Source organism: Streptomyces sp. NRRL B-1140 (assembly GCF_001280065.1).
GTDB lineage: Bacteria > Actinomycetota > Actinomycetes > Streptomycetales > Streptomycetaceae > Streptomyces.
The window spans coordinates 1-16,141 of the sequence record NZ_LGEA01000013.1; the positions used below are offsets into that span (position 1 = coordinate 1).

Annotated in this window: 17 protein-coding genes; 14 read left to right on the forward strand and 3 right to left on the reverse strand. The window is 72.1% G+C overall.

Going from position 1 to position 16,141, the window contains the following annotated elements; genetic code table 11:
- The 3 genes from ADK65_RS02965 to ADK65_RS02975 form a co-directional block, all read left to right on the forward strand.
- Positions 1-868 (forward strand): hypothetical protein (locus ADK65_RS02965; RefSeq protein WP_053668204.1); only part of this gene is annotated, 868 nt, incomplete at its 5' end.
- Complete coding sequence (mycP, locus tag ADK65_RS02970; protein ID WP_053668205.1) at positions 865-2,079, forward strand: type VII secretion-associated serine protease mycosin; 1,215 nt, start codon at positions 865-867, stop codon at positions 2,077-2,079. The genes ADK65_RS02965 and mycP, both read left to right, overlap by 4 nt.
- Positions 2,080-2,121: 42 nt before the next feature.
- Positions 2,122-2,850 (forward strand): SseB family protein, encoded by a 729-nt coding sequence (locus ADK65_RS02975; RefSeq protein ID WP_053668206.1) that lies wholly within the window; start codon positions 2,122-2,124, stop codon positions 2,848-2,850.
- An 8-nt stretch (positions 2,851-2,858) separates the two neighbouring features.
- Here the strand turns inward: ADK65_RS02975 and ADK65_RS02980 are convergent, their stop codons facing one another.
- Complete coding sequence (locus ADK65_RS02980) at positions 2,859-3,215, reverse strand: DUF1844 domain-containing protein (RefSeq protein WP_062925865.1); 357 nt, start codon at positions 3,213-3,215, stop codon at positions 2,859-2,861.
- Between the two features lie 395 nt (positions 3,216-3,610).
- On the opposite strand from ADK65_RS02980, the gene infC reads away from it, so the two are divergent.
- From infC to ADK65_RS03030, 10 genes are all read left to right on the forward strand, one after another.
- Entirely contained in the window at positions 3,611-4,249 is a 639-nt protein-coding gene (infC, locus tag ADK65_RS02985) for a translation initiation factor IF-3 (protein ID WP_078955787.1), read from the forward strand.
- Between the two features lie 107 nt (positions 4,250-4,356).
- Positions 4,357-4,551: a 50S ribosomal protein L35 gene (gene rpmI, locus ADK65_RS02990; protein ID WP_003977225.1), complete on the forward strand. Its 195-nt coding sequence runs from the start codon at positions 4,357-4,359 to the stop codon at positions 4,549-4,551.
- 98 nt (positions 4,552-4,649) lie between these two features.
- Positions 4,650-5,033, forward strand: a complete 384-nt coding sequence (gene rplT, locus ADK65_RS02995; RefSeq protein WP_003989074.1) for a 50S ribosomal protein L20 — start codon at positions 4,650-4,652, stop codon at positions 5,031-5,033.
- 87 nt (positions 5,034-5,120) lie between these two features.
- On the forward strand, positions 5,121-5,981 hold the full coding sequence (locus tag ADK65_RS03000) for a TrmH family RNA methyltransferase (protein ID WP_053668207.1): 861 nt from the start codon (positions 5,121-5,123) through the stop codon (positions 5,979-5,981).
- A gap of 53 nt (positions 5,982-6,034) precedes the next feature.
- Positions 6,035-7,186, forward strand: coding sequence for a sensor histidine kinase (locus ADK65_RS03005; RefSeq protein WP_053668208.1), 1,152 nt, complete (start codon positions 6,035-6,037; stop codon positions 7,184-7,186).
- A 166-nt stretch (positions 7,187-7,352) separates the two neighbouring features.
- Positions 7,353-8,480, forward strand: a complete 1,128-nt coding sequence (pheS, locus tag ADK65_RS03010; protein ID WP_053668209.1) for a phenylalanine--tRNA ligase subunit alpha — start codon at positions 7,353-7,355, stop codon at positions 8,478-8,480.
- A complete protein-coding gene (gene pheT / locus ADK65_RS03015; protein WP_053668210.1) occupies positions 8,480-10,993 on the forward strand; it encodes a phenylalanine--tRNA ligase subunit beta in 2,514 nt (837 codons plus the stop codon). The genes pheS and pheT overlap by 1 nt, the downstream gene beginning before the upstream one ends.
- A 220-nt stretch (positions 10,994-11,213) precedes the next feature.
- The gene (locus ADK65_RS03020) at positions 11,214-12,245 is read left to right on the forward strand and encodes a PP2C family protein-serine/threonine phosphatase (RefSeq protein WP_078955783.1); all 1,032 of its coding nucleotides are present in this window, start codon (positions 11,214-11,216) and stop codon (positions 12,243-12,245) included.
- 258 nt (positions 12,246-12,503) lie between these two features.
- The gene (locus ADK65_RS03025; protein WP_053668211.1) at positions 12,504-13,844 is read left to right on the forward strand and encodes a hypothetical protein; all 1,341 of its coding nucleotides are present in this window, start codon (positions 12,504-12,506) and stop codon (positions 13,842-13,844) included.
- Between the two features lie 106 nt (positions 13,845-13,950).
- Complete coding sequence (locus ADK65_RS03030) at positions 13,951-14,496, forward strand: NUDIX hydrolase (RefSeq protein ID WP_053668212.1); 546 nt, start codon at positions 13,951-13,953, stop codon at positions 14,494-14,496.
- A 15-nt stretch (positions 14,497-14,511) separates the two neighbouring features.
- Here the strand turns inward: ADK65_RS03030 and ADK65_RS03035 are convergent, their stop codons facing one another.
- Entirely contained in the window at positions 14,512-14,769 is a 258-nt protein-coding gene (locus ADK65_RS03035; protein WP_053668213.1) for a hypothetical protein, read from the reverse strand.
- A gap of 220 nt (positions 14,770-14,989) precedes the next feature.
- Here ADK65_RS03035 and ADK65_RS03040 point away from each other — a divergent pair, with 220 nt between their 5' ends.
- Positions 14,990-15,217, forward strand: a complete 228-nt coding sequence (locus tag ADK65_RS03040) for a hypothetical protein (RefSeq protein ID WP_053668214.1) — start codon at positions 14,990-14,992, stop codon at positions 15,215-15,217.
- A 22-nt stretch (positions 15,218-15,239) separates the two neighbouring features.
- Here ADK65_RS03040 and ADK65_RS03045 read toward each other — a convergent pair whose 3' ends face one another.
- Positions 15,240-16,115, reverse strand: coding sequence for a 3-hydroxybutyryl-CoA dehydrogenase (locus ADK65_RS03045; RefSeq protein WP_078955784.1), 876 nt, complete (start codon positions 16,113-16,115; stop codon positions 15,240-15,242).
- Positions 16,116-16,141: the final 26 nt, after the last annotated feature.

Below are 16,141 nucleotides of genomic sequence, written 5' to 3' on the forward strand. Positions count from 1 at the left end.
CCCCACCCCCGTCTCGCCCGACCCCGCGCTCTCCTGGAGCGCCACACGCCCCGTGGTGTCCTTCGCCGAGCCCGAGGGCTACGACGGCGACGCACGGCCCCGCCCCATCGGACGGCGCGCGGCGCCCCGGGCCGCCGCGGCCGCCGTCTGCCTCGTCCTCGGACTGGGGCTCATCTCGGGAGCGGCCACCGGCAGCTGGCTCGTCGGGGGCTCAGGCGACGAGGCCTCGCCCGGCACCTACGCCACGGCCCGGAACCTCTGGCACAGCGTCCCGGTCGACCAGCTGTTCCCGCCGACCGTGCAGGGCCGGGGCGCCGGCCCCGGCGGAGCGGACCGCACCTGGACCCGGATCGCCGTCGCCCCGGACAGTGGCTGCAAGGACGCCTTCGACCCGCTGCTGCGCAAGGCCCTCGCCCCCGTCGGCTGCGAGCGCCTCCTGCGCGCCACCTACACGGACGCCACCGAGAGCTACGTGACCACCGTCGGCCTGCTCTTCACCACGGCCGACGCCCCCGGCATGACCGCCCTCGCGAACCGTTTCCGCAAGGAACGCCTGGACCGCCGCACCGACCTGATGCCCGTGCCGTACGCCGCACAGGGCACGCCCGCCGCCGGCTTCGGCGTCCGGCAGCGCGCCTCCTGGACCGTCTCCGTGCTCACCGAGGCGCCCGTCGTGGTCTACGCCGTCTCCGGCTGGGCCGACGGCCGCACCGTCGACGACCCGCAGCCCGCAGCGGACGCCATGGAGGCCGACGCCACCACCCCCGCCGCCCAGGCCGGCCTCGGCAACGAGGCACAGGGCCTCGCCGACCGCGTCGAACGGGACCTTCGCCGAGACGTCCGCTCGGCCTCGGAGCAGCCGTCGTGACCGCCGCGCACACCCCGGCGGGGCGAGCCCCGCGCAACCCGTCCCGCAGGGCCGGGGCCGCGGCCCTCGGCGCCCTGCTCACCGCCGGTCTCGTCCTCCTGCCCGCCGCCACCGCCCACGCCGACGGCATCCGCGCCCAGCAGTGGGCCCTCGCGGCCATGCACACCGAAGAGGCCTGGCAGACCACGAAGGGCCGGGGCGTCACCGTCGCCGTCCTGGACACCGGCGTCGAGGCCGACCACCCCGACCTGGCCGGCAACGTCCTGCCCGGCAAGGACCTGGTCCGCTTCGGCGCCGAGCCCGGCGACCGCGCCTGGGCCCGGCACGGCACCGCCATGGCCGGGATCATCGCCGGCCACGGGCACGGCCCGGGCGGCGCCGACGGCGTCATCGGCATCGCCCCCGAGGCGAAGATCCTCCCCGTCCGCGTGATCCTGGAGGACGGCGACCCCGACCGGGCCAAGGCCCGCAGCACCCGCGGCAACGCCCTCGCCGAGGGCATCCGCTGGGCCGCCGACCACGGCGCCGACGTCATCAACCTCTCCCTCGGCGACGACTCCGCCTCCGCGCACCCCGAACCCGCCGAGGACCAGGCCATCCAGTACGCCCTGGGCAAAGGCGTGGTCGTCGTCGCCTCCGCGGGCAACGGCGGCGAGAAGGGCGACCACATCTCCTACCCGGCCGCCTACCCGGGCGTCATCGCCGCCACCGCCGTCGACCGCGCCGGAACCCGCGCCTCGTTCTCCACCCGGCGCTGGTACGCCACGGTCAGCGCCCCGGGCGTCGACGTCGTCATCGCCGACCCCGACCACAAGTACTACGAGGGCTGGGGCACCAGCGCCGCCGCCGCCTTCGTCTCCGGCGCCGCCGCCCTGGTCAAGGCGGCCCACCCCGGCCTCGCCCCGGCCCAGATCAAGTCGCTCCTGGAGGACACCGCCCGCAACGCCCCCACCGGCGGCCGGGACGACTCCCGGGGTTACGGCTTCGTCGACCCGGCGGCCGCCATCAGGGCGGCCGGCCGGCTCAAGCCCGAGGACCTGCAGTCCGCTTCCCACGGGGCGAAGTACTTCGGCAGCGGACCGGACGACGACGCCTCCGGCGACGGCACCGCCGCCTGGGCCGCACCCCTCGCGGGCGGCACCGGCGGCGTCCTGCTGGTCGCGGCGGTCGTGCTGTGGCGCGGCAGCCGCAGGAGCGGCGAGGACTTCTGAGCCGCTGCCGGGAGCGCACCGCCCGGCGGATAGGGTCGACGCGTGGCGAACAAGAACATCCCGGACTCCGGCTTCTCCGACGACGACGGCTCCGCCGACCCCCGGCTGAGCGCGGCACTCGCCGCCTGGGCCGAGGACCGCAGCGCGGTGGGTCCGGTCCTCGCCGCCCTGAAGGGCGCCCGGCTGCTCGTGCCCGTCGTGGCGGTGCTCGGCGAGGTCGAGGAGGACGAGAACGGGCTGCGCCGCGAGAAGACCAGCGACATGGCCGTCCCCACCCTCAAGGCCGGCGACCGCACCGCCCTGCCGGCCTTCACCTCCACGGACTCCCTCGCCCGCTGGGACCCGCAGGCCCGCCCCGTGGCCGTACCGCTGCACCAGGCCCTGCAGGCCGCCGCGCACGAGAAGGCGGACACGGTCGTGCTCGACCTGGCCGGACCGGTGTCCTTCGAGCTGACCGGCCCCGCCCTGCTCGCCCTCGCCGAGGGCCGTGCGAGCACCGACCCGCTCGCGGACCCGGCCGTCGTCGGGGCCGTACGGGAGGCCGTCGCCGCCGAGCCCGCCGTCGTGCGCGCCCACCTCGGCCCCGGGCAGGCCGACGGCACGCTCGCCCTGGTCCTCGACCCGTCCGCGGTCCCCGCCGAAGCCGCCCGGGCGGTCGCCCGGCGGCTCGCGGACGACGAGACACTGAGGGCCCGCCTGGTGCGCGGTCTCGACCTGGCACTGCTGCCGGCCGAGGCGGCGCCACCCGGCGAGCCCCTCTTCGTACGCTGAGCTCCCGGCTAGCCGTAGACCGGGCCGGTGTACTTCTCGCCGGGCCCCTGACCCGGCTCGTCCGGGACCAGCGAGGCCTCGCGGAAGGCCAGCTGCAGCGACTTCAGGCCGTCGCGCAGGGGGGCCGCGTGGAAGGAGCTGATCTCGGTGGCCGTCGCGTCCAGCAGACCGGCCAGGGCGTGCACCAGCTTGCGGGCCTCGTCCAGGTCCTTGTGCTTCTCGCCCTCCTCGGTCAGACCGAGCTTCACGGCGGCGGCGCTCATCAGGTTGACGGCGACCGTCACGATCACCTCGACCGCGGGGACCTCGGCGATGTCACGGGCCATGGCGTCGAAGTCGGGGGACTCAGGAGGGGTCTCACTCATGCCCCACACGATAGGCGCAGGAAGCGGCGGGTCCCCACGTGACCCCGGTACGCACCGATTGGCCGTTCCTGGCCCCTGCTGGTAATCTCGTGTAACGACCGGTCGGACACGTGTGCCTCACAGCCCGCGAGACCGACCCACAAGTGGAGGCTTCCGAACTCCCACCCGATCGCCCTCCGGGCGGCGGGTCACCGGTCAGGCGGTTCCGTCCCAGTGGCGGCGATCCGCCCGAAAGCGCGCCCCGCGGCTCCCCGCGGCGGTGCTCCGGTAGTTCGAGGAGCCCCGCCTGGGATCGTCCGGGGCATTTTTCTTGCTTCGGCGCGGTTAGGTCTGTCGATACAAGACGTTACGCGGCCGTCCGCCAGACCGTCGCGTGGTGCTACCGAGGAGGATCCATCAGCGCCGAGCCCCGCATCAACGACCGGATTCGCGTTCCCGAGGTGCGACTTGTCGGTCCCAGTGGCGAGCAGGTGGGCATCGTCCCCCTGGCCAAGGCACTGGAGCTTGCGCAGGAGTACGACCTGGACCTGGTCGAGGTCGCGGCGAACGCCCGTCCGCCCGTGTGCAAGCTCATGGACTACGGGAAGTTCAAGTACGAGTCGGCCATGAAGGCCCGTGAGGCGCGCAAGAACCAGGCGCACACGGTCATCAAGGAGATGAAGCTCCGGCCGAAGATCGACCCGCACGACTATGACACCAAGAAGGGTCACGTCGTCCGGTTCCTCAAGCAGGGCGACAAGGTCAAGATCACGATCATGTTCCGTGGTCGCGAGCAGTCCCGTCCCGAGCTGGGCTACCGACTGCTGCAGCGTCTCGCGGAGGACGTCCAGGACCTCGGTTTCGTCGAGTCGAACCCGAAGCAGGACGGCCGGAACATGATCATGGTTCTCGGTCCGCACAAGAAGAAGACCGAGGCGATGGCCGAGGCTCGCCAGGCGCAGGAAGCCCGCAAGGCGGAAGCGAAGGCCAACCCCGGCAAGTCGCAGAACGCCGCGGAGACCGAGGCGCCCGCCGAGGAGCCCGCCGAGGCGTGACTCCCGGGACGCCAGTCCCAGGAAGCAACCGATACAAGACGACGCTCCACCGTGCCCGGTTTCGCGACCGGGCACCGGAGCGCCACCGACGAGGAGAGAACGGCGCTATGCCGAAGAACAAGTCGCACAGCGGTGCCAGCAAGCGCTTCAAGATCACCGGCTCCGGCAAGGTGCTGCGCGAGCGCGCCGGCAAGCGCCACCTGCTCGAGCACAAGTCGTCCCGTGTGACGCGTCGCCTCACCGGCAACGCCGAGATGGCCCCGGGCGACGCCGCGAAGATCAAGAAGCTTCTCGGCAAGTGACGTCCGGGCGCGTGAGCGCCGGACGTACGCCAGACCGGGACCCAATCGATTTCGGGTCGTGTGAGCACCCCCACGACCCCGCTACAAGGAGTTAACAAGTGGCACGCGTCAAGCGGGCAGTCAACGCCCACAAGAAGCGCCGGGCGATCCTCGAGCAGGCCTCCGGCTACCGCGGTCAGCGCTCGCGCCTGTACCGCAAGGCCAAGGAGCAGGTCACCCACTCGCTGGTCTACAACTACAACGACCGCAAGAAGCGCAAGGGCGACTTCCGTCAGCTGTGGATCCAGCGCATCAACGCCGCTGCCCGCGCCAACGGCATGACCTACAACCGCTTCATCCAGGGTCTGAAGGCCGCCAACGTCGAGGTGGACCGCAAGATCCTGGCCGAGCTGGCCGTCAACGACGCCGGTGCGTTCGCCGCCCTCGTCGAGGTCGCCCAGAAGGCGCTGCCGAGCGACGTGAACGCGCCCAAGGCTGCGTGACGCCGGCTCCCAGCCGATGTGACTGAAGGACCCGCAGGCCGGATGGTCTGCGGGTCCTGCTGTGCAGCTACCGAGAAAGCGAACCGGATGACTCCCGCCACCCCCGAGCTCATCTCCCCCCGCTCCCCCCGTGTCCTGGCCGCGCGGCGGCTGGCCAAGCGGAACTTCCGGGGGAAGGACCGGCTGTTCCTCGCGGAGGGGCCGCAGGCCGTGCGGGAAGCCGCCGGGCACCGGGCCGGGGACGCGGCCACGCTCGTGGAGCTGTTCGCCACGCTCGAGGCCGCCGAGCGTTACGCCGACATCGTGGGAGCGGCCCGGGACGCCGGAGCACGGGTGCACCTCGCCGCCGAGCAGGTCATCGCCGACATCTCCACCACCGTCACCCCGCAGGGGCTCGTCGGCGTCTGCCGGTTCCTGGACACGCCCTTCGAGCAGGTCCTCGCGGCCCGCCCCCGGCTCGTCGCCCTCCTCGCCAACGTCCGGGACCCCGGCAACGCCGGGACCGTGCTGCGCTGCGCCGACGCCGCCGGGGCCGAGGCCGTCGTCCTGACCGACGCCTCCGTGGACGTGTACAACCCCAAGGCCGTCCGCGCCTCCGTCGGCTCCCTGTTCCACCTGCCGGTCGCCGTCGGTGTGCCCGTGGAGCACGCCGTCGAAGCGCTGCGGGACGCCGGCGTCCGGGTCCTGGCCGCCGACGGGGCGGGCGACCGTGATCTCGACGACGAGCTCGACAAGGGCACCATGGGCGGGCCCACCGCCTGGGTCTTCGGCAACGAGGCCTGGGGCCTGCCGGAGGACACCCGCGCCCTCACGGACGCCGTCGTGCGCGTTCCGATCCACGGGAAGGCCGAGAGCCTGAACCTGGCCACCGCCGCCGCCGTATGTCTCTATGCGTCGGCGCGTGCACAGCGCGCCTCCGGAGGGTGCCGCTCCGTCACCGGGAACTAGTAGGGTGACCAGCTCAGGGACCCCTCTGCGAGCCTTGGAGGTGGGGTACGGGGATGACCGTCGGCACGAGCAGCGCACCGGGAGCCCAGGACGCCGGGAGCCCGCCCGCCGGGTCCCGGCCACCCGGTGACCACGCCGGCCTCGGCATCGACCCCGACCAGCTGCCCGACGGGCTCGTGGTCGCCGACGAGCAGGGCAGCGTCATCTGCTTCAACGCCGCCGCCGAACGCATCACCGCCGTCCGCGCCCGGGACGCCCTCGGGCAGCGCCTGGAAAGGGCCCTGCCGTTAGAGGACCTCGAGGGCCGGCGCTGGTGGCAGCTGACCGACCCCTATGGCGGCCTCGCCATCCGCGTCGGACAGCCCGAGCGCAACCTGCTCCTGCCCGGTGGCCGCGAGGTGCTGGTCTCCGCGCGCTACGTCCGCAGCCGGCCCACCGGACCCGTCCGGCGCCTGGTCGTCACCCTGCGCGACACCGAGGCCCGGCGTCGCACCGAGCGCAGCCACGCCGAGCTGATCGCCACCGTCGCCCACGAGCTGCGCTCCCCGCTCACCTCGGTCAAGGGCTTCACCGCCACGCTGCTCGCCAAGTGGGAACGTTTCACCGACGACCAGAAGCGCCTGATGCTGGAGACCGTCGACGCCGACGCGGACCGGGTCACCCGGCTCATCGCCGAGCTGCTCGACATCTCCCGGATCGACTCCGGCCGCCTGGAGGTGCGCCGCCAGCCCGTCGACATCGGCGCCGCCGTCGGACGGCACATCCAGGCCTACGTCGCCGCCGGACAGCCCGCCGACCGGTTCCTGCTGCGCGTCCAGCAGCCGCTGCCCGACCTGTGGGCCGACCCCGACAAGATCGACCAGGTGCTCAGCAACCTGCTCGAAAATGCCGTGCGGCACGGCGAGGGAACTGTCACGATCGACGTCACGGCCACGGCGTCCCCCCGCGAGGGCGAGTACGCCGAGAACGCAGCTACGTCGGTCACGGTGAGCGACGAGGGGCCCGGCATCCCGGAGGAGTCCATGAACCGCGTCTTCACCCGCTTCTGGCGGGGCAGCAAGCGCGGCGGGACGGGCCTCGGGCTCTACATCGTCAAGGGCATCGTCGAAGCCCACGGCGGCACCATCACGGTCGGCCGCGCCCCCGGCGCCGGCGCCGAGTTCCGATTTACGTTGCCCGTGAGCGCTCCGGCCTATCTCGCCTGAGCCCCGCGGGCGCTTTCGCATACCTGAGGCTCCCTCCCGGACCGGGCGTCCGAGAGGGACCCTCCACCCCGTTAGACTCGGCCATTGGCACCTTTGTGTCCCTTCAGACAGCCGTCCGAGTCGGTGACGGGGACCTTCAGCCAGCCAATCGGAAGCACGGGAAGAGATGTCGGCACCGAATAAGTCGTACGACCCGGTCGAGGTCGAGACGTTGAAACCGGAAGAGATCGAGCGCATGCGGGACGAGGCGCTCGCCGCCTTCGCCGCCGCGGACTCCCTCGACGCGCTCCACGAGGCCAAGGTCGCCCAGACCGGCCCCACCTCCCCGCTGGCCCTCGCCAACCGCGAGATCGGCGCCCTGCCCCCGCACGCCAAGGCCGAGGCCGGCAAACGCGTCGGCCAGGCCCGCGGTGCCGTGAACAAGGCCCTCGCCGCCCGCCAGGTGGAGCTCGAGGCCGAGCGGGACGCGCGCGTGCTCGTCGAGGAGGCGGTGGACGTCACGCTGCCCTACGACCGCGTTCCGGCCGGCGCCCGGCACCCGCTCACCACCATGATGGAGCGGGTCGCGGACGTCTTCGTGGCCATGGGCTACGAGGTCGCCGAGGGGCCGGAGGCCGAGGCGGAGTGGTTCAACTTCGACGCCCTGAACTTCCTGCCCGACCACCCGGCCCGCCAGATGCAGGACACGTTCTTCGTGCAGGGCCCCAAGGGCACCGACGAGTCCGGCTCCGGTGTCGTGCTGCGCACCCACACCTCCCCGGTGCAGGCCCGCGCGCTGCTCGACCGTGAGCTGCCGGTCTACATCGTCTGCCCCGGCCGGGTGTTCCGCACCGACGAGCTGGACGCCACGCACACGCCCGTCTTCCACCAGATCGAGCTGCTGGCGATCGACGAGGGCCTGACGATGGCCGACCTCAAGGGAACCCTGGACCACATGGTCCAGGCCCTGTTCGGCGCGGACATGAAGACGCGGCTGCGGCCGAACTTCTTCCCGTTCACCGAGCCGAGCGCCGAGATGGACATGCTTTGCTACGTCTGCAAGGGCGAGTCCATCGGCAACCCCGACCGCCCCTGCCGCACCTGCTCCTCCGAGGGCTGGATCGAGCTCGGCGGCTGCGGCATGGTCAACCCGCGGGTGCTCACCGCCTGCGGCGTCGACCCCGAGAAGTACAGCGGGTTCGCCTTCGGGTTCGGCATCGAGCGGATGCTGATGTTCCGCCACAACGTCGAAGACATGCGAGACATGGTCGAGGGTGACGTCCGGTTCACCCGGCCGTTCGGGATGGAGATCTGATGCGGGTCCCGCTTTCTTGGCTGCGGGAGTACGTCGACCTGCCGGAGACGGAGACCGGTCGTGACGTGCAGGCCAAGCTCATTTCGGCCGGGCTGGAGGTCGAGACCGTCGAGCAGCTCGGCGCCGACCTCAAGGGTCCGCTGGTCGTCGGCCAGGTGGCGACGATCGAGGAGCTGACGGACTTCAAGAAGCCGATCCGCTTCTGCACCGTCGACGTCGGCCAGGCCAACGGCACGGGTGAGCCGCAGGAGATCATCTGCGGCGCCCGCAACTTCGCCGTGGGCGACAAGGTCGTCGTGGCCCTGCCCGGCGCCGTCCTGCCCGGCGACTTCCAGATCGCCGAGCGCAAGACCTACGGCCGGATGTCGCGCGGCATGATCTGCTCCAGCGACGAGCTGAACATGGGCGACGACGGCACCAAGGGCATCATCGTCCTGCCGCCGGAGACCGAGATCGGCAAGGATGCCGTCGAGCTGCTGGAACTGGTCGACGAGGTCCTCGACATCGCGGTCACGCCCGACCGCGGCTACTGCCTGTCGCTGCGCGGCGTGGCCCGTGAGACCGCCATCGCTTACGGCCTGCCGCTGCGCGACCCGGCCCTGATCGACGTGCCCGCGCCGAACGCCTACGGCTACTCGGTGCAGATCTCCGACCCCACCGGCTGCGACCGCTTCACCGCCCGCACGGTGACCGGCCTGAGCGCCGAGGCCCGCTCCCCGATCTGGCTCCAGCGCCGGCTGCAGAAGGCCGGCATGCGCCCGATCTCGCTCGCCGTCGACGTCACCAACTACGTGATGATGGAGCTCGGCCAGCCCCTGCACGCCTACGACCGCTCCTTGGTTCAGGGCACGATCGGCGTACGCAGGGCCGAGGCGGGCGAGAAGCTCACCACCCTCGACGGTGTCGAGCGCACGCTGGACGCCGAGGACCTGGTGATCACCGACGACCGCGGCCCGATCGGGCTCGCCGGTGTCATGGGCGGCGCCAACACGGAGATCGCCGACCACGACGACGTCGAGAACGCCACGGCGGACGTCGTCATCGAGGCCGCGCACTTCGACCCGGTGTCGATCGCGCGTACGGCCCGCCGCCACAAGCTGTCCTCCGAGGCGTCCCGGCGCTTCGAGCGCGGCGTCGACCCGCAGGCCGCCGCTGCCGCCGCGCAGCGCACCGTCGACCTGCTGGTCCTGCTCGCGGGCGGCACCGCCGAGGCCGGCGTCACCGAGGTCATCGCCCCGTCCGCGCCGCGCACCATCACCATCCCGGCCGACCACCCGGACAAGGTCGCGGGCGTCGCCTACGGCCGCGAGACCGTCGTGCGCCGCCTCCAGGAGGTCGGCTGCGACGTGTACGGGCAGGACGAGCTGATCGTCACCGTCCCGTCCTGGCGGCCCGACCTCACCGACCCGAACGACCTCGCCGAAGAGGTCATCCGGCTGGAGGGCTACGAGAACCTGCCTTCCACGCTGCCCAAGCCGCCGGCGGGTCTCGGCCTGACGGACCGGCAGCGGCTGCACCGCCGCGTCGGCCGGGCCCTGGCCGGTGCCGGATACGTCGAGGCGCTGAACTACCCGTTCATCGGCGAGCAGGTCTTCGACCAGCTCGGCCTGGAGAAGGACGACCCGGCCCGCCGCGTCGTGAAGCTCAGCAACCCGCTGAGCGACGAGGAGCCCGCGCTGCGCACCTCGCTGCTGCCGGGTCTGCTCGCCGCCCTGCGCCGCAACGACGGCCGCGGCTCGCACGACCTCGCGCTGTTCGAGACCGGTCTGGTCTTCCGCCCGCGCGAGGAGCAGCGGATCGCGGCCGTGCTGCCCGTCGACCGCCGCCCGACCGACGAGGAGCTCGCCGAGCTGAACGCCGCGCTGCCCGAGCAGCCGCGGCACGTGGCCGTGGTCCTCGCCGGTGCGCGCGAGCAGGCCGGCTGGTGGGGCAGGGGCCGTCCGGCCGACTGGGCCGACGCGGTCGAGGCCGCCCGGTCCGTCGCGCGGGAGGCCGGAGCCGGGCTCGTCATCCGCAAGGGCCAGTACGGCCCGTGGCACCCGGGGCGGTGCGCCGAGCTGGCGGTCACCGTGGACGGCACCGAGCGGATCGTGGGCCACGCGGGCGAGTTGCATCCCCGGGTCGTGAAGGCCCTCGGGCTGCCCGCGCGCACCTGCGCGATGGAGCTCGACCTGGACGCGGTGGAGACCGCCGGTGACGCCACGGCCGCGGCGCCCCGGATCTCCACGTTCCCCGTCGCCACGCAGGACGTCGCCCTGGTCGTCGACGCGTTCGTGCCGGCCGCGGACGTCGAGGCGGCGCTGCGCGACGGTGCCGGAGAGCTGCTGGAATCCATCCGGCTGTTCGACGTGTACGAGAACGCCGAGCAGCTGGGGGAGGGGCGCAAGTCGCTGGCGTACGCGCTGCGGTTCCGCGCCACCGACCGGACGCTGACCGTCGACGAGGCATCCGCGGCCCGGGACGCGGCGGTGGCCCTCGCGGGCGAGCGCGTGGGTGCGGAGCTGCGGAGCTGAGCCCTCACGGGGCGGGGAGCCGCGGTGTGTGGGCGGCTGCGGACTCGTCGTGGTCGCTCGCGCGGTTCCCCGCGCCCCAGGACAGGGTCGGGTCACCTCACTCGATTGAGTGGTAAAGGTGGGCGATCTCCCCACGGTCGGCGTGCTGCCGACAGAATCGGACCGGCCTTCGCGGGCCGGTCCGATTCTGTGTGTCAGGGCCTATTGGGGGGCCATCGGCATGATCCGCATCAGGGGTCGGGTACGCAGCCTCGGTCTGCCCACGATGTGGGGCGCGGCGGCCGTCGGGTACAAGCTGGCCTGTCCGCTCGCCCAGGAGACCGATCTCCAGGCGCGGATCGTCTCCAGCGCGGTGTTCTTCGCGGTCGGGGCGGGACTGATCCTTCACGTGCGGCACGCGCTGCTGCGTGAGCTGCGGCAGCTGCGCCGGGTCGCGGGTGCCGCGCAGCGCGCGCTGCTGCGGCCGTTGCCCTCGCGGGTCGACGGGCTGGACGTGGCGGCCGTCCAGGTGTCGGCGGAGCGTGGCGCCACGGTCGGGGGCGACCTGTACGAGGTCGTGGCCACCGAGCAGGGGGTCCGGGTCGTGATGGGCGACGTACGCGGACACGGAATCGGCGCCTTCGGCACCGTCGCCGCCGTGCTCGGCTGTTTTCGCGAGGCGGCGCACGACGAGCACGACCTCGGCGGGGTGCTGCGCCGGCTGGAACGGGCCCTGGACCGCCATCTGCGTCAGGAGCATCCCGCGAGCGCGGCCGAGGAATTCGTGACGCTGCTGCTCGTGGAGATCCGGCCCGACGGGGAGATGCTCGCTCTGAACTGCGGCCATCCCTGGCCGTACCGGCTGAGCCGTGGCCGGGTGGAGCAACTGGCCCCCGATGATCCGCACCCACCGCTGGGCCTGTTCCCCCTCCCGCCTGCTCTGCCGACGCTGAACCTTGGCTGTCTGGAACCCGACGACGCCCTGTTCCTCTACACGGACGGAGCCCAGGACGCACGGGACGCGCATGGCCGGTTCTTCCCCCTGGCGACTGTTCTGGAAGACGCGGTACGGGACGAGCCGGACTCGTCCCATACGGTCCTCGGCAGGGTCTGCACCGCCCTCCGGCACCACACACGGGGCGAACCGGCGGACGACATCGCCCTGCTCATCCTCACCAACGGCCGGCACATGTCCCTCAGGGGCGCGGGGAACTGCGCGAACAACCACGACGCGCCCGCAGTCGACGGCACACCGTTGACACAACGGCGATGACTCGCCCGGTCCAGCCGGCGGAGCCGTCCGCCCCGCCACGGAGTGTCGGGCAGGCAGCCGGGCGGACGGCGGGAGCGGGCCGCCGCACTGTACGAGGGGGAGCCGGCGGCCCGGCCGGCCTCTTTCGAGGCAGTTCAGTCAACCGGCCCGCGACACAGAGCGACAGCGCGCACACCCTGCGGATTCGAGCACTCCGTTCACACCCCGTGTGAAGGCCGAACCACTACTCTGTCCGCACCGAGCCACCGGGGGGCCCACATGCAGCCCAACACTCTGCTCGACGCGATCCTGGACGAGGCCGGGATCTCGCACGCGGGGCTGGCCGCACACGTCAACCAGGCGGGACGGGCCCGTGGCCTGTCCCTGCGATACGAACACACCGCCGTCGCCCGGTGGTTGAAGGGACAGCGCCCCCGGGGCCAAGTGCCCGACCTGATCTGCGAAGTGCTCGCCGCCCGGCTGCAACGGCACGTCACCCTCGACGACATCGGCCTCGGCGTGCCCGGCGAGCCGTCCGCCCCGCACACCGGCACGCTGTCCGGGTTCGTCGAACGGGCCACCGCCCTGTGGCGCTCCGACCAGCAGCAGCGCCCGCACATCCTCGGCGCGCCCGCCCTCACCGGCACGCCCGCGGTGATGCCGGTGTGGGAGTGGGAGAACCCGCCCGAGGACGTGGACGTCTCGCGGGGCGGCAGACACCGGGTCACCGCGGGCGACCTGGAGATGCTGCGGGCGGCCCGAACGCACTACGAGCAGATGTACCGCAAGGCCGGCGGCATCGCCACACGGGCCCGGATCGTCGGTTTCCTCAACGCCGAGGCCGCCCCGCTGCTGCGCGGCAGTTACACCGACGAGACCGGCCGCCAACTGCACCGGGCCACCGGCGGGCTGGTGGCGGTCGCCGGAATCTGCGCCTACGACTCCGACGCGCACGGGCTGGCCCAGCGCTACTTCCACCAGGCGCTGCGGCTGGCGAAGGCCAGTGGCGACCGGGGACTGGGGGCGTACGTCATCGCCCTGCTGGTCAACCAGTCGCTGTTCATGCGGGAGTACCGGCAGGCCGTCGCCTTCGCGGAGGCCGCGCTGCGGGCCGCCGGCAAGCACATCACGCCGGCGCTCGCCTCCGACCTGTACGCGATGCAGGCCAAGGCGTACGCGCATCTCGGCGACGGCACGAGCGCCCTGTCCCGTATCCGGCGGGCCGAGCAGGCGGCCGAGCGCATCCGGCGCGGCTACGAGCCGGACGAGACGGGCTATGTCCAGCCCGGTCTCGTGAACGTCCAGGTGGCGGAGGCGCTGCTGAGCCTGGGTGAGATCGCGGCCGCAGGGGAGCATGCCGCGGCCGCCGTGGACAACCCGGCGCACGACCGCGGCCGGGTGCACCGGCTGGCCATGCTCAGCACCATCGAGCTGCGGCAGGGCAACGCCGACAAGGCGGTGGCCATCGCCGTGCAGATGGCCGAGCAGGCCCGGGGCATGGAGTCCCAGCGGCTGCGCGACCGGTTGCGCGCGGTGCGGGAGCACTTGGTGCGCAGTGGCTGCGCGGGCACGGCCGAGGCCGCCGAACTCATCGACGGGGCACTGCGCGTACCGTTGTAGATCCGGGCCAGGGTGCCCGTATCGCTCCGAGGTGCTTCCCGTGCGCCTGCTGCCCATCCGTCCCTGCTGCGATATTGCCACTTACTCGACGGAAGGTGGCAGAACCGTGCAGTGGACGAAACACAACGAGCAGAATGTGTACTCAAACCGCTGGTTCAGCGTCAATCTCGCGGATGTCGAACTGCCCGACGGCAGGCATCTGGACCACTTCCTCATACGGCTGCGGCCGGTCGCGGTGGCCACGGTCGTGAACGAGGCCAACGAGGTGCTGCTGCTCTGGCGGCACCGCTTCATCACCGACAGCTGGGGGTGGGAACTCGCGGCGGGGGTGGTCGAGGACGGTGAGGACATCGCCCGTGCGGCCGCCAGGGAACTGGAGGAGGAGACCGGCTGGCGGCCGGGACCCCTGCGCCACCTCATGAGCGTGGAGCCGTCCAACGGGCTCACCGACGCCCGGCACCACGTGTACTGGGCCGACGAGGGCGAGTACGTCGGACATCCCGTGGACGACTTCGAGTCGGACCGCCGGGAATGGGTGCCCCTCAAGCTCGTCCCGGACCTGGTCGCCCGTGGCGAGGTCCCGGCCGCCAACATGGCCGCCGCGTTACTCCTGCTGCACCATCTCAGGCTCGGCCAGGACACGTTGCCCTGATCCCGCCTGTCACGGCTAGCGCCCCAGCGCCTGCCAGATCGTCACGACGAGGGCACCCACGGCGGTGAGGGCGGCGACCGCGGGCAGCGGCCAGCGCGCGTGTTCCAGAGAGTTGATCCGGGTGTTGAGCTCGTCGAGTTCCTTGGCGGTCTCCTCGGTGCGGTGGCTGAGCAGAGCCAGTCCGCCCTCGACGCGGGCGTACGCCACGTCGAGGCGGCGCCGTAACTCTGCGAGTTCTCCATGGACGACGGGATGCTCGGGCTCGGCGGTCACGAGTCCGCTCCTTTCCGTAGTCGTTTCACATCCCTTGCATGCGCATGAGGAGTCAACTCGCCTGGTGGACGCCTGGGGAGAGTGTGCGTAGGGCATATGCGAGCCCGGCGCGCACACGGTGTGTGAACGCCGCGTACCCGGCACCCTATTCGGTGCCGGGTACGCTGCTTGGCCGAAATCTGACCGTCCGTAACCGGCCGTCCGGGGTATCCGGGACGTCATGACGAAGTGGCAGAAGAACGCGGCGTACACGCTGGCGCTCTACGCACTGGCGGTCGTCGTGCTCCGGTTCTCCTCCGGGGAGGGGTGGGGCGCGGCGCTGCTGATCGCGCTCGTGGTCACACCGCTCGCCCTCTGGATGGGCCGGCTGCGCCGGCGCATGAACGAGCAGGCGGCGGAATGGGGACGCCGCCGCGTCCGGCCGTGGCCGGAGGAGCGGCGGCGTTGAGGTGGCTGCGCAGGCGGGACGGTCAGGCGTACGTGTAGAAGCCCGAGCCCGTCTTGCGGCCCAGCCGGCCCGCGTCGACCATGCGCTGCAGGAGCGGGGGAGCGGCGTACAGGGGCTCCTTGAACTCCTCGTACATGGACTGCGCGACCGAGGCGACGGTGTCCAGGCCGATCAGGTCGGACAGCTTCAGGGGGCCCATCGGGTGGGCGCAGCCCATCTCCATGCCGTTGTCGATGTCCTCGCGGCTGGCGATGCCCGTCTCGAACATCCGGATCGCGGAGAGCAGGTACGGGATCAGCAGCGCGTTGACCACGAAGCCGGAGCGGTCCTGGGCGCGGATCGCGTGCTTGCCGAGCAGCTTCTCGGTGAAGAGCTGGGCGCGGCTGATCGTGCCCTCGGACGTGGTGAGCGCCGGGATCAGCTCGACGAGCTTCTGCACCGGGGCCGGGTTGAAGAAGTGGATGCCGATGACCTGGTCGGGGCGCGAGGTCGCGACCGCCAGCTTCACCAGCGGGATCGAGGAGGTGTTGGACGCCAGGATCGCGTCCGGCCGGGTCACGACCTGGTCGAGCACCTGGAAGATCTCGGTCTTGACCTGCTCGTTCTCCACGACGGCCTCGATCACCAGGTCACGGTCGGCGAACTCGCCGAGGTCCGTGGTGAAGCTCAGGCGGGCCAGCGTGGCCTCCTTCTCCTCCTCGGTGATCTTGCCGCGCTCGGCTGCCTTGGCCAGGGAGGTGAACAGCCGGGTGCGGCCGATCTCCAGGGCCTCGCCGGTGGTCTCGGCGACCATGACGTCCAGGCCGGCCCGGGCGCACACCTCGGCGATGCCCGCGCCCATCTGACCGCAGCCCACGACTCCGACGCGTGCAATGTCTCCCGCTGGGATGTCCGTCACATCGTCCCTTTCGCTGCTGATCTACG